The organism is Streptomyces sp. NPDC086023 (assembly GCF_044540325.1).
Lineage (GTDB): Bacteria > Actinomycetota > Actinomycetes > Streptomycetales > Streptomycetaceae > Streptomyces.
Genome location: NZ_JBITRX010000007.1, coordinates 267,495 through 286,015, shown reverse-complemented (window position 1 = coordinate 286,015; position 18,521 = coordinate 267,495). Strand labels below are relative to the sequence as shown.

The window sequence follows — 18,521 nt, the reverse complement described above, 5'->3', positions numbered from 1 at the left end:
GAGAGTTGCGCCCTATGCCCCTGTACTACGAGTCCTGCACCTTCCGCTACGGGCGCAGGGCGCGCCCCGTGATCGACGGCCTGGACCTGCGGTTCGCGCCCGGGCACACCGTGCTGCTCGGACCCAACGGTGCGGGCAAGAGCACCCTGCTCGCGCTCGGGGCGAGCGCCACCACCCCGCAGGCCGGACGGGTCCGGTACGGCGGCCTGGAGGTGGGCCGCCGCCGGGACCTCGGCGCCTACCGGCGCAGGGTGTCGTGGCTGCCCCAACGCCCCTCCTTCTTGCCGGGGATGACCGCGCGCGAGCACGTCGCGTACGTGGGCTGGCTCAAGGGCATGCGTGAGCGTGACGCATGGCGCGCGGCGGCCGTTGCCGTCGAGCGCGTCGGGCTGTCCGAGAAGGCCGGCCACAAGGTGGGCACCCTGTCCGGCGGGCAGCAGCAGCGGCTGGCCATCGCCCAGGCGCTGGTCCACGACGCCGAACTGCTCCTGCTGGACGAGCCCACGGTGGGCCTCGACCCCAGCCAGCGACGCCGGTTCCACGACCTGCTCCTCGAACTCCGCGGCTCGGTCAGCGTGATCGTCTCCACTCACGACATCGCGGACCTGGACCAGTCGTACGACCAGGTTGTCGTCCTGGAGGGCGGGGCGGCCCGTTTCCAGGGCGGTGTGGCTCTGTTCGCGGCGTACGCCCGGCCGGACTCGGCGCCGGGACGTCACCTCGAGAGCGCGTACGCCGAACTGCTCGGGTCGGTGGAACTGTGACGACTCTGGCCAACCTGCGTACTTCCGCGGCTCCTTGGCTGGTGCTGCCGGCGTTCGTCTACATGGTCCTCACCGCCGGCAGCAGTCGGGAGTCGGTCCGGGACGGCGTCCTCGCGGGAGAGCTTGCCGCCTGGGCGGTCGTGGCGATCGTGCCGGCCGTTGCGGCGGCAGCCTCCTGGGAGGCGGGCCGCCACCGCCGGATCGCGGATCTCCGCTCCGTCGCGGCCCGGCGCCCGCTGCGGCTGTGGGTCTGGGCGACCGTGCCCGTACTGGCTCTGCACCTGGTGCTCGTCGCCGGAGCGCTCGTCATCGCGCGGTCGTCGGCCGAGGTCTGGCCCTCGGGCCGTGGGCTGCTCGCCGTGGCGCACCTCGTGGTGCTCCCGTTCGGCTGGAGCGCGGTGGGGTGGTCGCTGGGGATGCTGCTGCCCCGCGCGGCGGCGGCCCCGTTGGCCGCCGTCGCCTCCTGGGCCTGGATGGCGATGACACACGCCATGGGCACGCCGTTCCTGCGGCACCTCGGCGGTTTCGTGATGGAGAACTCCTCCCTCACCGATCTCGTCGATCCGCTCGCCTACCTCGTGCCCTGGCTGGTCGTGGGCGGTCTGGCCGGAGCCGTCGGTCTGCTCACGGGGGTGCGCCGCAGGCCGGTGCCCGCCATTCTCGCCGCCGCGCTGGTGGCCGCCAGCACCCTTGTGGCCGGCCGTTCGCTCGTCCTCGACTGGGGCTTCAGCCCGCGGACAGAGCCCCGGGCCATGCCGACCGTCTGCGCGGGCCGCGCACCGGCCGTGTGCGTGCCCGAGGCGTACGGGCGGGTCCATGCGGAGAAGGCCCGTGAGGCCGCACTCCCCGCGCTCGGCGCTCTGCGGAGTGCCGGGCTGCCGGGTCCCGAGGTGGTACGCCTGGCGTCGGCCGCTCTGCCGCCCGTGCGAGGGAGCTGGCCGCTCCTGTGGTCCTCTGACATGCCGGCCGACCAGATTGCGATCAGCGTGGCCCGCTCGGCCGTCACGGGTGTGGCCGCCGACGCCGGCGTCCGCGACTGCCGGCAGTCCTCGGTGGCCGACGCGTGGGCTTCGGTCGTGGCGGGACTCGACCCCCGGGAAGCACGCGATCGGATGGCGCCCGGGGACTGGGCCGTGGTCAGCGAGGTGCGGTCGCGGCCCGCCCCCGAGCAGGCCCGCTGGTTCACCGAAACGGTACGGGCGCAGAAGCACTGCGTACGGAGCGTGGCCCGGTGATCTATTTCCGGGTCGTCCGGCGCTGGTGGGCGGTGCCCTTGGCGGTAGGCCTGCTGTGCGCGCTCTGCTGGGCGGCGGGCGGTACGGAGGTGCCGGTGCCCACTCTGCTGGGCGGCATGGCCGGGACCAGAGTTGCGTACTTCGCCCCGCTGATCGTGGTCGTCACGGTCCTGTACTGCCTGGAGCGGCGGGTCGGTGCGGCGGAGGGCACCGCGGTGGTACCGGTCCGGCGGCTGGACCACGGCGCCCTCCTGGCCACGCTCGTACTCGTGCACCTGGCCGGCCTCGCCGTCGGCATGGACGTGCCCCGGAACCTGATGATGCTGCTCGCGCTGGCCCTGGTCGTACGGCACTACGCGAACGAGGCCGCGGCCGGCGGTGCCTGCCTGGCGTTGCTGCTCACCACCGCGGTAATCGGCCGTGTACACGACGGTACGGGGTACGCGAGCGCGAGGTGGTGGGCCCTGCCACTCCACCCGGCGGGGAGCGTCGCGACCTGGCTCGCCGCCCTGCTCCTGCTGTCCGGGGCACTCCTTGCGACCGGCAGGCCCCGGCACGGCGTGCCCGGCGGCTGAGCCGTCCCCGGGGCGGAGGGCTGCTTTCCGGTTGGGCTTGAGCGCGGCCGGAAAGTGGCCCATATCACCCCGGGACGGGCCGGGGGATGCGGCTTATGATGCCCGCAGGGGACCGGGGCTCCACAGCCACCAGGAAGGAGCGGACCGCTACCCGGAAGTTCGTGTCGAGGAGACAGCGATGTCGCACGCCCTTGATGCCTCCGGAGCCGGTTCGGACACCCCGAACCTCGACTTCGCCGGCACCACCCCCTACGAGGACTACGTCCAGGCGGACGTGCTCACCCACCTCCAGCACCCCCTCTCGGACGACCCGGGAGAGATGGTCTTCCTGGTCACCACCCAGGTCATGGAGCTGTGGTTCACGGTCATCGTCCACGAGTGGGAGACCGCCGCGCGGGCCCTCCGCGAGGACGACCTCGGCGTCGCCATGGACGCCCTGGCCCGCTCCTGCCGCGAGCTGGAGGCCCTGAACGCCTCCTGGCGGCCCCTGATCAACCTCACCCCCGCGCAGTTCAACGCCTACCGCAGCGCCCTCGGCGAGGGATCCGGCTTCCAGTCCGCGATGTACCGCCGCATGGAGTTCCTGCTCGGCGAGAAGTCCGCCTCCATGCTCGTCCCGCACCGCGGCGCGCCGCGCGTGCACGCCGAGCTGGAGAAGGCGCTGCACGAGCCGAGCCTGTACGACGAGGTGCTGCGGCTGCTCGCGCGCCGCGGCCTCGGGGTGCCGGCGGCGGTGCTGGACCGCGACCTGTCCCAGAAGTACGAGCCCTCGCCCGAGGTGGAGGCGGTCTGGGCCGGCATCTACTCGGCCGACGACCAGCACGGCGAGCTGGTCCGGCTCGGCGAGGCGCTGACGGACGTCGGCGAGCTGGTCTGGCGCTGGCGCAACGACCACCTGGTCGCCACCCGCCGCGCGATGGGCGCGAAGGTCGGCACCGGCGGCTCCGCGGGCGTGGCCTGGCTGGAGAAGCGCGCCGCCAAGAACGTCTTCCCCGAGCTGTGGACGGCGCGCAGCCATGTCTGAGCCGACCGCGACCCCGCACACCGACCTGTCCATACGCGCCGCCGAGCTCGACGCCGCGGACGAACTCTTCAAGCTCCGCGAGCGCTTCGCCCTCCCCGAGGGCGTGGTCTACCTCGACGGCAACTCCCTCGGCGCGCTGCCCGCCGCCGTGCCCGGCCGCGTCGCGGACGTGGTCTCGCGCGAGTGGGGCGAGCTGCTGATCCGCTCCTGGGACGAGAGCGGCTGGTGGACCGCCCCCGAGCGGATCGGCGACCTGATCGCCCCGCTGGTGGGCGCGGCTCCCGGCCGGATCGTGGTGGGCGACTCCACGAGCGTGAACCTCTTCAAGGCTCTGGTGGGCGCGGCCCGGCTGGTCGCGGCGCGCGGCGGCGCCGAGTCCGGCGCCGAGTCCGGCGGTGAACCCCGTACGGAGCTGCTCGTCGACGCCACCACCTTCCCGACCGACGGCTACATCGCCGCCTCGGCGGCCCGGATGACCGGGCTGACCGTGGTCCCGGTGGAGCCGGCGGAGCTGCCGGCCGCGCTGGGTCCGCGTACCGCCGTGGTGCTGGTGAACCACGTGGACTACCGCTCGGGGCGCCTCCACGACCTGCCGGGTCTGACCGCGGCGGTCCGGGCGGCCGGGGCGCTGGCCGTCTGGGACCTGTGCCACTCGGCGGGCGCGCTGCCCGTGGGGCTGGACGCGCACGGCGTGGACCTCGCGGTGGGCTGTACGTACAAGTACCTCAACGGCGGCCCGGGTTCGCCCGCGTACCTCTACATCGCCGAGCGGCACCAGGCGGCCTTCGACTCCCCGCTGCCGGGCTGGAACTCGCACGCCGAGCCCTTCGCGATGAGCCCCGGGTACGTGCCCGCGGACGGCGCGCTGCGCGGCCGCGTCGGGACCCCGGACATCCTGTCGATGCTGGCGCTGGAGGCGGCCCTCGGCGTGTGGGACGGGGTGGACGTCGAGGCGGTGCGCGCCAAGTCGCTGGCCCTGACGGACTTCTTCCTGGAGTGCGTCGAGGCGTACGTGCCGGCGGGCCGCGTCGAGTCGGTCACCCCGGCCGCCCACGCCGAGCGGGGCAGCCAGGTGGCGCTGCGCACGGACGACGCGGCCGCGGTGATGAAGGAGCTGATCGCGCGCGGCGTGATCGGCGACTTCCGCCACCCGGACGTGCTGCGGTTCGGCTTCACGCCGCTGTACGTGGGCTTCGCCGACGCGGAGCGCGCGGCGCGGACGCTGGCCGGGATCCTCGCGGCCTGACCGCCCCGCCCCGGGTCACGTTTCCGGGTGATCATCACCGCCGGGGGCGGTGCCCGGGGCGAAACGACACTGCCCCGCTGCGCGGGCGGGACCCCGGTCCCGCCCGCGCCGGGCCCCGCGCCCCGGCCGGAAGAAGACGCTCCGGTGGATGCTGATACGGTCCCGCTGCCCGGACCGACGGGTCCCCTGTCCCAGAGAGGCTGAGCCGTGACGGACCCCGCAGTGGAACGGGACGCCGCCGAGGAGGCGTCGGCCTTCTCGCACCCGCCCGTGGCCCCCGACGCGACGGCCGCCTACGGTCCGCACCCCGACCAGGTGGTCGACTTCTACGCGCCGCGGGACGGCGGGGACCGGGTGCCGCTGGTGGTGGTGCTGCACGGTGGCGCGTGGCGCGCCCCGTACGACCGCGAGCACATCACGCCGCTGGCCGACTTCCTGGCCAGGCAGGGTTTCGCGGTGGCCAACGTGGAGTACCGGCGCGGGAGTTCCGTACCCCGTCAGGGCGGCGCCGGTCCGGTGGCGGGCCGCTGGCCGGAGACCTTCGACGACGTGGCGGCGGCGATGGACGCCCTGCCGGGGCTGGCCGCGGCGGCGCTGCCGGGGGCCGACGTACGGCGGACGGTGGTGACCGGGCATTCGGCCGGCGGGCAGCTGGCGCTGTGGGCGGCGGCACGCCACGTGCTGCCGGCGGACTCGCCGTGGCGGCTGGCGGAGCCGCCGCCGCTGCGCGGGGTGGTGGCGCTGGCGCCGATCGCGGACTTCCGGCTCTCCGAGGAGCTCGCGGTCTGTGGTGGGGCGTGTGCGCAACTCCTGGGCGGGAAGGCGAGGTTCGAGGAGCGGCTGCGGTACGCCGACCCGGCCGCGCTGCTGCCGACGGGCATCGCCACGACGGTGGTCCACGGCCGGGAGGACATCGTCGTGCCGTGCCGGGTGACCGAGTCGTACGTGGCGGCCGCCGCGAAGGCCGGCGAAACGGTGGGCCTGACGGTGCTCGACGGGGTAGGGCACTTCCCGCTGATCGACCCGGCCGCGGACGCCTGCGCGGTGGTGTCCGAGGAGATCGCCCAACTCGCTTGGTAAAGCGCGTAACGGGGACGTTAACGAGCCAGGGTGAAGGACGGGTTACGAAGTCGGACATGTCCGTCACTTGATCGGGGTAAGCGCGGGCGCTGCTGTCCTGATTGGTTCGTACCTCCTGCCAGGATCCGTCACATGAGCGAGATCACCCTTGCGGAGACCCGTACCCACAACCCCGACCGCGGCGTGTACCCGGCGAGCGGCGACTACGTCCACGCCATGGAGGTCGTGAACCCGCAGCGGCTGTTGTTCGTCGCGGGAACGATGGGGCTGGACGAGAGCGGCGCGGCGGGCGCGACGCTGGAGGAGCAGCTGGACCTGATCTGGTCGAACCTGCGGACCATCCTCGGATCGGCCGGTATGGGCGTCGACAACATCGTGCGGCTGACCAGCTACCTGCGCGACGCATCGTATGCGGGCGCGAACGCCAAGGCCCGGACGGCGGCGCTCGGCGGGCGCCCGGTCCCCACGACGGCGATCGTGGCGCAGACGCTCTCGGAGTCCTGGATGGTCGAGATCGAGGTCATCGCCGCCGCCTGAACCGGCCCGTCCGGCTGACCAAAAATGCTCCAACTGTGCTAAAAAACAGGCCAGTTCTTATCCAGAACTGCTTGAGTGTGATTGGGGTCACATTTCAATGGCTTGCCTTGAGTGACCCCGATCACCTCCGTCACAGTCGTTCCCGGGTGCGTCTCCTTACAAGGCTCACAAGGCACCCGAAAGGGCGTGCACGGCACATGGCAGTTGCAAGCAGCACGAAGCAGATATCCGACGACCTCGCAGGACAGGGCTACTCCTTAGTCCGCGGGGCCGAGATGCGCGCGGCACTGACGAGCACCGCCTACGAGGCGGAGCTCGCCGCGGAATGGGACCGCCTCGGCCCCGACAACTACCTGAAGGACAACGCGCGGTTCCGGGAGCGCCGCTACGGCCGCTTCCTCTACAGCCCGCGCGCGAAGAGCTTCCGCCTCCTCGCCCACCAGCCGTACTTCCAGTCGGAGACGGCCAACCGCTACGCCGGCGGCATCCACCGCGTGGTCGAGCCCGTCACCGAGGCGGCCGTCAAGAACCCGCTGATGCGCGAGCTGGTCGAGTTCGACTTCGACCACTTTCCCGTCGAGGACGAACGCCTCGACCACCCCTGGCTCGTGGCCTGCCACCAGTTCAGGATCATCGCCCGGCCGGAGGAGATCGGCGAACCGACCCCCGAGGGCGTGCACCGCGACGAGATCGACTTCGGTGCGATCCACCTGATGTCCCGCACGAACGCCGACGGCGGCATCTCCAGCGTCTACGACAACGACGAGCGGCTGACCGCGCAGTTCCAGCTGCAGGGCCCGATGGACACGATGTTCTGGGCGGACCGCAAGGTCCTGCACTCCGTCAGCCCGATCACCGTCGTGGACCCCTCCGCTCCCGCCGTACGGGACATCCTCATCCTCGGCTACACCTGTTCGCCGGGCTTCGAGGAGCAGTAGCCGGACCCCCGGCCCCCCACACACCCGCGCCCGCATTCGTGCCCGCGCTCGCCGTACGCGTCCCCGCGGACGCGTTCTCCGTGTTTCCCGCGTGTTCCCCGTCCCCCTGTGAGAAGGCGAGTCATTCGTGACGGCCATTGACACCCCCCAGACCAAGACCGGGCTGGCACCGCTCGCGATCGTCGCGGTGATCATCACGTACATCGTGTGGGGCTCCACCTACCTGGCGATCGACTACACGCTCGCCACCATGCCGCCCTACGTCATGACGGGCACCCGCTTCCTGCTCGCCGGGCTCCTGCTGCTGCCCTTCCTGTACCTGCGGAAGCACTCGCTGCCCACCCTCAAGCAGTGGGTGAACTGTGCCGTCATCGGTGCCCTGATGCAGGGCGGCTGCGTCGCCAGCATCGCCGTGGCGCAGAAGTCCATCACCAGCGGCCTGGCCGCGGTCGGCATCGCCACCGTGCCGATCTGGACCGCCCTCATGGCGGGCCTCTACACCAAGAAGTGGCCCAACCGCTTCGAGATCGTCGGCATCTCCTGCGGCTTCCTCGGCGTGATCCTGATCAACCTCGAAGGCGGCATCTCCGGTGCCACCAAGGGCGCGGTCATCATCAGCATCGCCGCCCTCTGCTGGTCCCTGGGCTCGGTGATGAGCCAGCACGTCGACATCCCCGAGGGCCCGATGGCCTACGCCGCCGAGATGCTGGCCGGCGGCACCCTGGTCACCCTCGTCGGCCTGATCGGCGGCGAGCGCATCACCGAGATGCCCGACTCCGGCGCGGTCTGGTCGTGGCTCTACCTCATCGTGGGCGGCTCCCTGCTCGCCTACACCGCGTACATGTACCTGCTCAAGACGGTCCGCACGGCGATCGCCACCAGCTACACGCTGGTCACGCCCGTGATCGCGGTCTTCCTCGGGTACTGGCTGCTGTCGGAGGACATCACTCCCGTCACCGCCGCCGCCGTCGTCGCGGTGCTCTGCGGCGTGGCCTTCATCTTCAAGGGCCGTTCCGTGCAGTCGGAGTAGCAGCGGACGGCGCTCGTGTTCGTACGACGAAAACGACAACAGAGAAGAAGAGGCTCCATCATGTCGAACGACTCCGTCTTATTCATCGGCGACAACTCGCGCTGGAGCGAACTCGCCTCCGCGTACCTCACCTCCCTCTTCCCCCATACCGACACCGTGCTGTGGGACCACGGCGGTAAACGCCCGGCCTTCGTCGACTCCTGGCAGGGCGACCGGATCTTCTGCTTCAAGGCGGACCTGATCCTCACCCCGGACAACCTGGCCAGTGCCAGGAAGTCCGCGATCAACTTCCACCCCGCGATCCCGACGTACCGCGGCATCGGCGGCTACGACTGGGTGATCAACGACGGCGGCACCGAGTTCGGCGCCACCGCCCACCACATCAACGCGAAGATCGACGCCGGCCCGATCATCAAGGTGGTCCGCTTCCCGATCAACGCGGCCGAGGAGACCGCGGAGGGGCTCAGCGAGCGCACCGCCGCGTACTGCCTCACCCTCTTCTACGAGATCGTCGGCCTCCTCCACGACGGCGCCGACCTGCCCCTCTCGCCGGAGGTGTGGGGCCCCCGGCTCTACACCCGGGCCATGCTCACCCGCTTCCGCGCCGGAGAGGGTGCGCCCTTCGCGCACGAGCTCTCCGCCGTCGGTTCCTGATCCGGTCGCAGAGAGGGTGCCAATGAAGATCGTTCTGGCGTATTCGGGCGGACTCGACACCTCCCTCGCCCTGGGCTGGCTGCGGCAGCACTACGACGCCGAGGTGATCGCGTTCTGCGCGGACATCGGCCAGTTCGAGGACCTCTCGGACGTCGCCGACCGCGCGAAGCGCAACGGCGCGTCCGGGGTGTACGTCGACGACCTCCGGCAGCAGTTCCTGGAGGAGTACGCCTTCCGGGCCCTGAAGGCGGACGCCGTCTTCGAGGGCAAGTACTACATGGCCGCCTCCCTCAGCCGCCCGCTCATCGCGCGGCGGCTGGTGGAGATCGCCGAGGCGGAGGGCGCCGACGCCGTGGCACACGGCGCCACCGGCAAGGGCAACGACCAGGTCCGCTTCTACGCGGGCATCTCGGCGCTCAACCCGGACCTGCGGATCATCTCCCCGGTGATGGAGTGGGACCTGACCACCCGAGGCCGGCAGATCGCGTTCGCCGAGGAGCACGGCCTGTCCATCCCGGCCTTCAAGACCAGCCCCTACAGCCGGGACACCAACATCTGGGGCACGAGCGTCGAGTGCGGTCCGCTCGACGACATCTCGGCCGCGCCGCCCGAGGAGGTCTACAAGATCACCGCGGCGGCGGAGGCGGCCCCCGAGGAGCCGGCCACCGTCACGATCGGCTTCGAGCGCGGCGTACCGGTCGCGCTCGACGGCGTCCGGCTCGGCCCCGTGGAGCTGGTCTCCCGGCTCAACGAACTGGGCGGGGCGCACGGCGTCGGCCGGATCGACATCATGGAGAACCGGCTGGTCGGCTTCAAGGTCCGCGGCGTGTACGAGGCGCCGGCCGCGGCCGTCCTCTACGAGGCCCACCGCGAGCTGGAGAACCTGGTCCTGGAGTCGGACCTGTTCCACTACAAGGAGCTCGTCTCGCGCAAGTACGCCGAACTGGTATACGAGGCGAAGTGGTTCGGCGGGCTGCGGCAGAGCCTGGACGCCTTCTTCGACCACGTGCAGGAGCGGGTCTCGGGCGAGGTGTCCGTCCGCCTCTACAAGGGTTCCGTCACCGTTCAGACCCGCCACTCCGGCCATTCGCTGTACCGGCTGAGCATCGCCTCGTACGAGTCCGAGGCCGAGTTCGACCACGGCGCCGGTACGGGCTTCTCCTACATCTGGTCCCTGCCCGGCCGGATATCCGCAATGCAGCGAAAGGACCAGTAAGGCATGACCCGCCAGGCAACCGTCCGCCATCTGCTGATGTGCCGACCGCACCACTTCGACGTCCGCTACTCCATCAACCCGTGGATGGAGCCGGAGGACGGCGCGGACAACCCCCTCGCGGTGCGCCAGTGGGTCCAGCTGCGCGAGCTGTACAAGGAACTGGGACACAAGGTCGAGGAGATCGACCCCGTGGAGGGCCTGCCCGACATGGTGTTCGCCGCGAACGGCGCCACCGTCGTCGGCGGCAAGGTGCTCGGCGCGCGCTTCCGGTACCCCGAGCGCGCCGCCGAGGGCCCCGCGTACCTCTCCTGGTTCCGCGAGCAGGGCTGGGCCGACCTCCTCGACCCCGAGTACGTGAACGAGGGCGAGGGCGACTACCTGCTGGTGGGCGACCGGCTGCTGGCCGGTACGGGCTTCCGTACCGACCCGCGCTCGCACGCCGAGGCCGAGGCGTTCCTCGGCGTCCCGGTCACCCCGCTGCACCTGGTGAACCCGCGCTTCTACCACCTGGACACCGCGCTCGCGGTGCTCAGCGAGACCGAGGTCATGTACTACCCCGCGGCCTTCTCGCCGGAGAGCCGCGAGGTGCTGGAGCGGCTCTACCCGGACGCGCTGCTCGCCACCGACGGGGACGCGGAGGTCTTCGGGCTGAACGCCTTCTCCGACGGGCTCAACGTGGTGCTGCCGAAGGCCGCGGAGCGGCTGGCCGGCGAGCTGGCCGCCCGCGGGTTCAACCCCGTCGGGGTGGACCTGTCCGAACTGCTCAAGGCGGGCGGCAGCGTCAAGTGCTGCACGCTGGAGCTGCGGGACAGCTGAGTCCGCGGCACCCGGGAACGCGAGGAGCCCCCCACCGCGCTGCGGTGGGGGGCTCCTCACGTGCGTGTCACCTGTGCCACGTGCGTGCCCTAGATGAACGAGTTGATCTCGATCGTCTCGGTGCGGCCGGGGCCGACGCCGATCGCGGAGATCGGGGCGCCCGACATCTCCTCCAGGGCCTTCACGTACGCCTGCGCGTTCTTCGGCAGGTCGGCGAAGGTCTTGGCCTTGGTGATGTCCTCCGACCAGCCCGGCAGGTACTCGTAGACCGGCTTGGCGTGGTGGAAGTCCGTCTGCGAGTACGGCAGCTCCTCGACGCGCTTACCGTCGATCTCGTACGCGACGCAGACCGGGATCTGCTCCCAGCCGGTCAGCACGTCCAGCTTGGTGAGGAAGAAGTCGGTGAGGCCGTTGACGCGGGTCGCGTAGCGGGCGATCACCGCGTCGAACCAGCCGCAGCGGCGGTCACGGCCGGTGGTGACACCGCGCTCGCCGCCGATGCGGCGCAGGTCCTCGCCGTCCTGGTCGAAGAGCTCGGTCGGGAACGGACCGGCGCCGACGCGGGTGGTGTAGGCCTTGAGGATGCCGATCACGCGGGTGATCTTCGTCGGGCCGACGCCCGTGCCGGTGCAGGCGCCGCCGGCGGTCGGGTTCGAGGAGGTGACGAAGGGGTACGTGCCGTGGTCGACGTCGAGCAGGGTGCCCTGGCCGCCCTCGAACAGCACGACCTTGTCCTCGTCGAGCGCGTTGTTGAGGATCAGCGTGGTGTCGGCGACGAAGGGCTTGATCTGCTCCGCGTACTGGAGCATCTCCTCCACGATCGCGCCGGCCTCGATCGCGCGGCGGTTGTAGAGCTTGGCGAGCAGCTGGTTCTTGTTCTCCAGCGCCGCCTCGACCTTCTGGATGAGGATCGACTCGTCGTAGAGGTCCTGGACGCGGATGCCGACACGGTTGATCTTGTCCGCGTAGGTGGGGCCGATGCCGCGGCCGGTGGTGCCGATCTTGCGCTTGCCGAGGAAGCGCTCGCCCACCTTGTCGAGGGTGACGTTGTAGGGCGTGATGAGGTGCGCGTTGCCGCTGATCAGCAGCTTCGAGGTGTCGACGCCGCGCTCGTTGAGGCCCTTGAGCTCGGAGAGCAGCACGGCCGGGTCGACGACGACGCCGTTGCCGATGACCGGGGTGCACTCAGGGGTGAGGATGCCGGACGGGAGGAGGTGCAGGGCGTACTTCTGGTCGCCCACGACTACCGTGTGGCCGGCGTTGTTGCCGCCCTGGTAGCGGACGACGTAGTCGACGGAACCACCGAGGAGGTCGGTGGCCTTTCCCTTGCCCTCGTCACCCCACTGGGCTCCGAGCAGCACAAGAGCGGGCACAGGCGTACACCTCTTCCGGATGGGGCATGTCCAAGGTCAGGGGGCGTACGACGATGTACACCGCAGGCTGAGCCGTCGGACCGGTGCCCCGGAATAGACGAAGCCCCTGGCGCAATAGCGCAAGGGGCTCTTGCACAAAGATGCTACCCGAGGAAGGACCGAGGTGTCGGCTCCAGAGCCCACCATGAGCCACGCGGGCGCGGCGGAGGCCGGCCTGCTCGTGCTCGTCGACCCGGTCGCCCGCCGCCTGGACGGCGAGTCCGTGCGGATCGCGAAGGACGTGCTGAGTGCCGGTGCGGAGGCCAAGATCTGCCTCCCCGAGGGGCCGGAGGAGTTCGCGCGGGCACTGGCCCGGCGGGGCCATCGGCGGCCGGTGATCGTGGGGGACGACGGCGCTCTGGTGCGGGCCGTGTCGCTGCTGCACCGGGAGCGGGAGCTGCGCGAGGGCGCCCTCTCCCTGGTGCCGGTGGGGCCGTCGGGCTCGCTGGCCGTGGCCCGGTCCCTCGGGGTGCCGACGAGCGCGGTGCTGGCGGCCAGGGCGGCGCTCGACGGGGTGGTGGAGCGGCTCGACCTGCTGGTCGACGACAGCGACGGGGTGGTGCTGGGGGGCCTGCGGATCCCCGCCGTCGGTGCGGCGCCCCCGCCCGCGCCCTCGGTGTGGAGCGCCTGCCGGTCGCTGGTGCGGACCCTGGTGCGGCCGCCGGTCGGCGCGCACGCCGGGGCCCGGCTGCGGGTGGAGGCGGACGGCGTGCTGCTCAGCGACGTGGACCGGCCGGTGCGGGACGTGTCGGTGGCGTCGGCGGGCGGGCTGGCGGAGGTCACCGTACGGACCGGGCTGTCGCGGGACCCGGTGACGGCGCGGGCCCGGACGGTGACCGTCTCCGGCGCGGACTTCCGCTACCGCGCCGACCACCGCGTCAGCGGTCCGGTGCGGCGGCGCACGTGGACCCTGCGGCCGGGGGCGTGGGGGCTGACGCTGCCGCGCGGGTAGGCACCCCCTAGGGGACGTCGGGGAGGCCGAGGGTCGCGCGGTGGGCGCGCCAGCGGTCCATCATGCCCAGGATCTCCTGGCGGAGGAACGCGAAGAAGGCCGCCGTCTCGGCCACCCGGGCCCCCGCGGGGGAGTCGGGGCCGAGGGTGGCCGCGCCCTCGCGCAGGGTCGTCTCCCACCGGTCCAGCAGCTGGTCGCGGCGGGTGAAGGTCTCGTACCAGATCGCGTTGTGCAGCACGTACCGGTCGCGCCGGGAACCCGGCTCGCGCTCGCGGCTGACCATGTCGACCCGGGAGAGGTAGGCGATCGCGCCCGACACGGCCGCCGGGCTGATGCTCAGGGCCTCGGAGAGCTCGGCGGAGGTCATCGCGCCGCGGTCGCTGACCAGCAGGGCCGCGAAGACGCGGGCGGCCATGCGCTGCATGCCGGCGTCGGTCAGCTGGGCCGCGAAGCGCTCGACGAAGCGCGAGACGGCTTCCGCGTCCCGGTGGTCCTGGCTGTCCCGGTGGTCCCGGCTGTCCCGGGTGTTGCCGGTCGTCTCCATCCGCTCCATCCTCCGGACTCTACGTGAGATTTCGAGACTTCCCGAGGTTCACAAAGTTGTGAAATAAGCGTACGTTCGGAGCCATGACGAAGGCAATCAGCGTCGCCGGACTCCACAAGTCCTTCGGGCGCACGCACGCGCTGGACGGCCTCGACCTGACCGTCCGGACCGGCGAGGTCCACGGCTTTCTCGGCCCCAACGGCTCCGGGAAGTCCACCGCGATCCGGGTGCTCCTCGGACTGCTGCGCGCCGACTCCGGCACCGCGCTGCTCCTCGGGGGCGACCCCTGGAAGGACGCGGTGGAGCTGCACCGCCGCATCGCGTACGTGCCCGGCGACGTCACCCTCTGGCGCAACCTCACCGGCGGCGAGGTCATCGACCTCTACGGCCGCCTGCGCGGCGGACTCGACCGCGCCCGCCGCGCGGCCCTGGTCGAGCGTTTCGAGCTCGACCCGGCCAAGAAGGGCCGCACCTACTCCAAGGGCAACCGCCAGAAGGTGGCCCTGGTCGCGGCCTTCGCCTCGGACGCCGAGCTCCTCGTCCTCGACGAGCCCACCAGCGGCCTGGACCCGCTCATGGAGGAGGTCTTCCGGGAGTGCGTCGCCGAGGCGCGTGCCGCCGGCCGGACCGTGCTGCTCAGCTCGCACGTGCTCAGCGAGGTGGAGGCGCTCTGCGACCGGGTGAGCATCATCCGGTCCGGCCGCACCGTCGAGACCGGATCCCTGGCCGACCTGCGCCACCTGACCAGGACCAGCGTCGCCGCCGAGCTGGCCACACCGCCCAACGGCCTGAGCGGCCTGCCGGGGGTCCACGACGTCGACGTGCAGGGGCTGCGGGTCCGGCTGCAGGTCGACACCGACAAACTGGACGCCGTACTGCGCTCCCTGACCGAGTCCGGGGTGCGGTCGCTGGTTTCCACGCCGCCCACGCTGGAGGAGCTGTTCCTGCGCCACTACGCGGCGGACGGCTCCGGCGCGGGCGGCGACGGGGCGGGCGGATCCGCGGCGGGCGGCTCCGGGGCGGGAGGCGCGCGGTGAAGCGGCCGTTCGCCGGGACCGGCGCGCTGCTGCGGCTGGCCCTGCGCCGGGACCGCGTGCTGATCCCGGTCTGGGTGCTGGTGATCGCGACGATGCTGGTCAGCATGCCCGGCTCCCTCGGGAGCGTGTACGCCGGCGCCGCCGAGCGGGCCGCGGTGGCCGCCACCATGAACGCCAACAGTTCGATGCGGGCCATGTACGGGCCCGTGTTCAGCGATTCGCTCGGCGGTCTGACGGCGTGGCGGATGGGGGTCTTCGGCGCCCTGCTCGCCGCCGTCATGAGCCTGGTGGTCGTCGTCCGGCACACCCGCGAGGAGGAGGAGACCGGCCGGCAGGAGCTGGTCTCCGCCGCCATGGTGGGGCGCCGGGCGCCGCTGACGGCGGCCCTGCTCGCCGCGCTCGCCGCCAACGCGCTGCTCGCCGTACTGGTCGCCGCCGGACTCGCCGGACAGGGCGCCGCCGGCGCGGCCGCCCTGGGGCTGGCCGTCGGCGGCACCGGGATGCTCTTCGCCACCATGGCGGCCCTCGCCGCCCAGGCCACTGAGAGCGCCCGGGCCGCCAAGGGGCTGACCGCGGCCGTGCTGGGCGCCGCCTTCGTGCTGCGCGCGGCGGGCGACGCGGGGGCGGCCGACGGCTCCTCGGCGCTGACCTGGCTCTCGCCGCTGGGCTGGGTCGAGCAGGTACGCGCCTTCGCCGCCGAACGCTGGTGGGTGCTGGGCCTGCTCGTGGCCGCGGTGGCGGCGCAGGTGCTGCTGGCGTACGCCCTGGCCGGGCGGCGCGACGTCGGGATGAGCTTCCTGCCGGCCCGGCCGGGGCCGGCCGAGGGGCGGCTCGGGTCTGCGGGGGCGCTCGCCTGGCGCCTCCAGCGCGGCGGGCTGCTGGCCTGGGTGCTGGGCTTCCTGGTCGCCGGGGTGGTGTTCGGCGGGATGACCGAGGGCGTCGCGGACCTGGTCGGGCAGAACGCGAAGACCCGCGAGATCTTCGAGCGGATGGGCGGGCAGGCCGCGCTGACCGACGCCTTCCTGGCGGCGATGGCCGGGATGTTCGGGATGGTGGCCGGGCTCTTCACCGTCGGCGCGGTGCTGCGGCTGCGGGGCGAGGAGACCGGCGGGCGGGCCGAACCGCTGCTGGCCCACCCGCTCGGCCGGCTGCGCTGGGCCGGGGGACACCTGGCGGTCGCCTTCGGCGGTTCGGCCCTGGTCCTGCTGGCCGGCGGGGTCGGGCTGGCGGCCGGGTACGGGCACCGGTTCTGGCCCCTGGTCGGCGCCTGCCTGGCGCAGCTGCCGGCCGTGTGGGCGCTCGGGGGGCTGGCGGTGCTGCTGTACGGGGCCGTGCCGCGGGCCGCGGTGGCCGCCTGGGCCGCCGCGGGGCTCGCGCTGGGCCTGGGCTGGATCGGCCCGGCGCTGAACCTGCCGGGCGCCGTCCTGGACCTGTCGCCCTTCGCGCACCTGCCGAAGCTGCCGGGGGGTGAGGTGGCCTGGGCTCCGCTCCTGGCGCTCGCGCTGCTCGCGGCCGCCCTGGCGGCCGGAGGCCTCGCGGCCCTGCGCCGCCGGGACCTGACGACGTAGGCGGGGCGCCGCCCCGGCGGGTGCTGCGGCCGCGGGTCAGAACTCGACCAGCAGCTCCTTCAGACCCCTGATCACATAGCCCTCCTGCCACTGCGGCTCTGCGACGAGCCGCAGTGGCGGCACGCCGTCCGCGAGCAGCGCGCCGAAGGAGGCGGACAGCTCCAGCCGCGCCAGCGGGGCGCCCAGGCAGTAGTGGATGCCGGCGCCGAAGGTGATGTGCGGGTTGTCGGTGCGTACGAGGTCCAGCTCGTCCGGGCGGGCGAACCGGGCCGGGTCGCGGTTGGCCGAGCCGAACAGCAGCGCCACCTCCGAGCCGCGGGGGATCTTCACGTCCCCGACCTCGATGTCGTCCAGCACCCAGCGCTCGAACATCTGGAGCGGGGTGTCGAAGCGCATCAGCTCCTCCACAGCTGTGGACAGCACCCCGGCCGGGTCGGCGCGGAGGGCGGCCAGCTGCTGGGGGTGGCGGAACAGCGTCCACCAGCCGTTGCCCGTGGTGTTGACCGTCGCCTCGTGGCCGGCGTTGAGCAGCAGCACGCAGGTGGAGACCATCTCCTGCTCGCTCAGCCGCCCCTCCTCGTCGTGCGCGGCGATCAGCGCCGAGATCAGATCGGTGTCCGGCTCCCGGCGGCGCTCCTCGATCAGCTCCCGCAGGTAGAGGTCGAACTCGCCGCAGGCCCGCACCGCCGCTCGCGCGGTCTCCTCGGACGGGTTGAGCTCGAACATCCCGCAGATCGCCGCCGACCAGGGGCGCAGCAGGTGCCGGTCGCCCTCGGGCACCCCGAGCAGCTCCGCGATCACCGCCACCGGCAGCGGCTCCGCGACCCTGGCGATCAGGTCCCCGCCGCCGTCCGCGAGCAGCCCCTCGACCAGCTCGCCCGCCAGCTGCCGGACGGTCGGCGCCAGCCGCTCCACCATCCGGGGCGTGAACGCCTTCGCCACCAGCCGCCGGACCCGCGCGTGGTGCGGGTCCTCCAGGTCCAGCAGCCCGTTGCCGTTCATCACGTGGAAGGGCTCGTGGGCGGCCGGCGGGGGAGTACGCCCGAACTCCTCGTGCGTGAACCGGTGCAGGTACGTGCGGCCCAGCCGCCGGTCCCGCAGCAGCGCGCTCACGTCGTCGTGGTGCGGGATCAGCCACTGACCGGTGGGCTCGTAGAACACGGCCCGCCCCTCGCGCCGCAGCCGGGCGTACGCGGGATAGGGATCGGCGACGAACCCGGCCGACCACGGATCGAAAACAGCGCCCTCGTCCATGCCCCGACGCTACCGCCTAGCGGACGTAGTCCTTGAGCTTCCCGGTGTCGAATGCGAAGCCGACGGGCTCCGGCAGCATCACTTCGTGTCCGAAGCTCACCGCTTGCACGGTGGCATAGTCGCCGTCCTCCGGGGTGCTGTGGACGACGACCTTGCCGGCTTCGCGATCGATGAGCAGGTAGACCGGGATGCCGGCGGCGGCGTAGGCGGCGGGCTTCTCCCGTCGGTCTCGGCGGTCGGTGTCGGAGTCGTACGAGGTGATCTCGACTGCCATGAGGACAGTCTCGGGATCGGCCCATTCGCCACCGCCCGTGAATGCCTCGCGCGGCGCGAGCGATCCGTCCGGGCGTGCCCTGCCCTTCCGGTAGTGCTCGACCTTCAATCCCTGCGACTCGGGAAACAGACGCAGGTCCGGCCGATGCTCCAGGCAGATGTCCGCCAGCCACCACCAGATCTGGTTGTGATCGCCGTCCGGCACGGCCTTCTCTCCGATCCTTCCACCGACGAACTCCAACCTGGCGGAATCGGATTCCCTGGCTGCGAACGCGGCGATCTTCTCGAAGTCACGGACCGACATGCTTGACGTGCGCTCTGCCATAAGCGTCATGGTGCCCCTCCTTCCAGGCCGAGGCCAGCGTG

General features: G+C 72.1%; 19 protein-coding genes. 15 read left to right on the top strand and 4 right to left on the bottom strand.

The annotated features are described in order from the left end of the window. Positions 1-14: 14 nt before the first annotated feature. From ACIF6F_RS16930 to ddaH, 12 genes are all read left to right on the top strand, one after another. The gene (locus tag ACIF6F_RS16930; protein WP_399947150.1) at positions 15-764 is read left to right on the top strand and encodes an ATP-binding cassette domain-containing protein; all 750 of its coding nucleotides are present in this window, start codon (positions 15-17) and stop codon (positions 762-764) included. Further along, positions 761-1,999 carry a hypothetical protein gene (locus ACIF6F_RS16925; protein WP_399947148.1) on the top strand — a complete coding sequence of 413 codons (1,239 nt, stop codon included), beginning with the start codon at positions 761-763 and terminating at the stop codon, positions 1,997-1,999. The genes ACIF6F_RS16930 and ACIF6F_RS16925 overlap by 4 nt, the downstream gene beginning before the upstream one ends. Next, on the top strand, positions 1,996-2,574 hold the full coding sequence (locus ACIF6F_RS16920) for a hypothetical protein (protein ID WP_399947146.1): 579 nt from the start codon (positions 1,996-1,998) through the stop codon (positions 2,572-2,574). Before ACIF6F_RS16925 ends, ACIF6F_RS16920 begins: the two co-directional genes overlap by 4 nt. Before the next feature lie 178 nt (positions 2,575-2,752). Beyond that, positions 2,753-3,598: a tryptophan 2,3-dioxygenase gene (locus ACIF6F_RS16915; protein WP_399947145.1), complete on the top strand. Its 846-nt coding sequence runs from the start codon at positions 2,753-2,755 to the stop codon at positions 3,596-3,598. Continuing rightward, positions 3,591-4,844, top strand: a complete 1,254-nt coding sequence (gene kynU, locus ACIF6F_RS16910; protein ID WP_399947143.1) for a kynureninase — start codon at positions 3,591-3,593, stop codon at positions 4,842-4,844. The genes ACIF6F_RS16915 and kynU overlap by 8 nt, the downstream gene beginning before the upstream one ends. 207 nt (positions 4,845-5,051) lie before the next feature. Further along, entirely contained in the window at positions 5,052-5,924 is an 873-nt protein-coding gene (locus ACIF6F_RS16905) for an alpha/beta hydrolase (protein WP_399947141.1), read from the top strand. Between the two features lie 132 nt (positions 5,925-6,056). Further along, a complete protein-coding gene (locus tag ACIF6F_RS16900; protein WP_399947139.1) occupies positions 6,057-6,461 on the top strand; it encodes a RidA family protein in 405 nt (134 codons plus the stop codon). Positions 6,462-6,658: 197 nt separating this feature from the next. Continuing rightward, positions 6,659-7,399, top strand: coding sequence for a 2OG-Fe dioxygenase family protein (locus ACIF6F_RS16895; RefSeq protein WP_399947137.1), 741 nt, complete (start codon positions 6,659-6,661; stop codon positions 7,397-7,399). A gap of 127 nt (positions 7,400-7,526) precedes the next feature. Continuing rightward, complete coding sequence (gene yedA, locus ACIF6F_RS16890; protein ID WP_399947135.1) at positions 7,527-8,429, top strand: drug/metabolite exporter YedA; 903 nt, start codon at positions 7,527-7,529, stop codon at positions 8,427-8,429. A gap of 60 nt (positions 8,430-8,489) precedes the next feature. Continuing rightward, positions 8,490-9,083: a formyltransferase family protein gene (locus ACIF6F_RS16885; protein ID WP_399947133.1), complete on the top strand. Its 594-nt coding sequence runs from the start codon at positions 8,490-8,492 to the stop codon at positions 9,081-9,083. Between the two features lie 22 nt (positions 9,084-9,105). Beyond that, positions 9,106-10,299, top strand: a complete 1,194-nt coding sequence (locus ACIF6F_RS16880; RefSeq protein ID WP_399947132.1) for an argininosuccinate synthase — start codon at positions 9,106-9,108, stop codon at positions 10,297-10,299. A gap of 3 nt (positions 10,300-10,302) precedes the next feature. After that, entirely contained in the window at positions 10,303-11,115 is an 813-nt protein-coding gene (gene ddaH / locus ACIF6F_RS16875) for a dimethylargininase (RefSeq protein WP_399947130.1), read from the top strand. Between the two features lie 89 nt (positions 11,116-11,204). Here the strand turns inward: ddaH and ACIF6F_RS16870 are convergent, their stop codons facing one another. After that, positions 11,205-12,488, bottom strand: a complete 1,284-nt coding sequence (locus ACIF6F_RS16870; protein WP_399947128.1) for an adenylosuccinate synthase — start codon at positions 12,486-12,488, stop codon at positions 11,205-11,207. A 163-nt stretch (positions 12,489-12,651) separates the two neighbouring features. On the opposite strand from ACIF6F_RS16870, the gene ACIF6F_RS16865 reads away from it, so the two are divergent. Further along, on the top strand, positions 12,652-13,479 hold the full coding sequence (locus ACIF6F_RS16865) for a diacylglycerol kinase (RefSeq protein WP_399947127.1): 828 nt from the start codon (positions 12,652-12,654) through the stop codon (positions 13,477-13,479). 7 nt (positions 13,480-13,486) lie between these two features. Here the strand turns inward: ACIF6F_RS16865 and ACIF6F_RS16860 are convergent, their stop codons facing one another. After that, positions 13,487-14,023: a GbsR/MarR family transcriptional regulator gene (locus tag ACIF6F_RS16860; protein WP_399947273.1), complete on the bottom strand. Its 537-nt coding sequence runs from the start codon at positions 14,021-14,023 to the stop codon at positions 13,487-13,489. An 83-nt stretch (positions 14,024-14,106) separates the two neighbouring features. On the opposite strand from ACIF6F_RS16860, the gene ACIF6F_RS16855 reads away from it, so the two are divergent. Together ACIF6F_RS16855 and ACIF6F_RS16850 are read left to right on the top strand one after the other, a co-directional pair. Then, positions 14,107-15,060, top strand: a complete 954-nt coding sequence (locus tag ACIF6F_RS16855; RefSeq protein WP_399947125.1) for an ATP-binding cassette domain-containing protein — start codon at positions 14,107-14,109, stop codon at positions 15,058-15,060. Further along, positions 15,057-16,628 (top strand): ABC transporter permease, encoded by a 1,572-nt coding sequence (locus ACIF6F_RS16850; RefSeq protein WP_399947123.1) that lies wholly within the window; start codon positions 15,057-15,059, stop codon positions 16,626-16,628. Before ACIF6F_RS16855 ends, ACIF6F_RS16850 begins: the two co-directional genes overlap by 4 nt. A gap of 36 nt (positions 16,629-16,664) precedes the next feature. Here ACIF6F_RS16850 and ACIF6F_RS16845 read toward each other — a convergent pair whose 3' ends face one another. Together ACIF6F_RS16845 and ACIF6F_RS16840 are read right to left on the bottom strand one after the other, a co-directional pair. After that, complete coding sequence (locus ACIF6F_RS16845; protein ID WP_399947121.1) at positions 16,665-17,882, bottom strand: cytochrome P450; 1,218 nt, start codon at positions 17,880-17,882, stop codon at positions 16,665-16,667. 16 nt (positions 17,883-17,898) lie between these two features. Beyond that, positions 17,899-18,489 (bottom strand): Uma2 family endonuclease, encoded by a 591-nt coding sequence (locus ACIF6F_RS16840; RefSeq protein WP_399947119.1) that lies wholly within the window; start codon positions 18,487-18,489, stop codon positions 17,899-17,901. Positions 18,490-18,521 lie beyond the last annotated feature (32 nt).

Excerpts from the sequence above, each read along its gene's own strand:
- ACIF6F_RS16900 (WP_399947139.1), top strand. The coding sequence starts at position 6,057 with ATGAGCGAGATCACCCTTGCGGAGACCCGTACCCACAACCCCGACCGC.
- ACIF6F_RS16840 (WP_399947119.1), bottom strand. The coding sequence starts at position 18,489 with ATGACGCTTATGGCAGAGCGCACGTCAAGCATGTCGGTCCGTGACTTC.
- kynU (WP_399947143.1), top strand. The coding sequence starts at position 3,591 with ATGTCTGAGCCGACCGCGACCCCGCACACCGACCTGTCCATACGCGCC.
- ddaH (WP_399947130.1), top strand. The coding sequence starts at position 10,303 with ATGACCCGCCAGGCAACCGTCCGCCATCTGCTGATGTGCCGACCGCAC.
- ACIF6F_RS16915 (WP_399947145.1), top strand. The coding sequence starts at position 2,753 with ATGTCGCACGCCCTTGATGCCTCCGGAGCCGGTTCGGACACCCCGAAC.
- ACIF6F_RS16880 (WP_399947132.1), top strand. The coding sequence starts at position 9,106 with ATGAAGATCGTTCTGGCGTATTCGGGCGGACTCGACACCTCCCTCGCC.
- ACIF6F_RS16845 (WP_399947121.1), bottom strand. The coding sequence starts at position 17,882 with ATGGACGAGGGCGCTGTTTTCGATCCGTGGTCGGCCGGGTTCGTCGCC.
- ACIF6F_RS16885 (WP_399947133.1), top strand. The coding sequence starts at position 8,490 with ATGTCGAACGACTCCGTCTTATTCATCGGCGACAACTCGCGCTGGAGC.
- ACIF6F_RS16895 (WP_399947137.1), top strand. The coding sequence starts at position 6,659 with ATGGCAGTTGCAAGCAGCACGAAGCAGATATCCGACGACCTCGCAGGA.
- ACIF6F_RS16855 (WP_399947125.1), top strand. The coding sequence starts at position 14,107 with ATGACGAAGGCAATCAGCGTCGCCGGACTCCACAAGTCCTTCGGGCGC.
- ACIF6F_RS16930 (WP_399947150.1), top strand. The coding sequence starts at position 15 with ATGCCCCTGTACTACGAGTCCTGCACCTTCCGCTACGGGCGCAGGGCG.
- ACIF6F_RS16860 (WP_399947273.1), bottom strand. The coding sequence starts at position 14,023 with ATGGAGACGACCGGCAACACCCGGGACAGCCGGGACCACCGGGACAGC.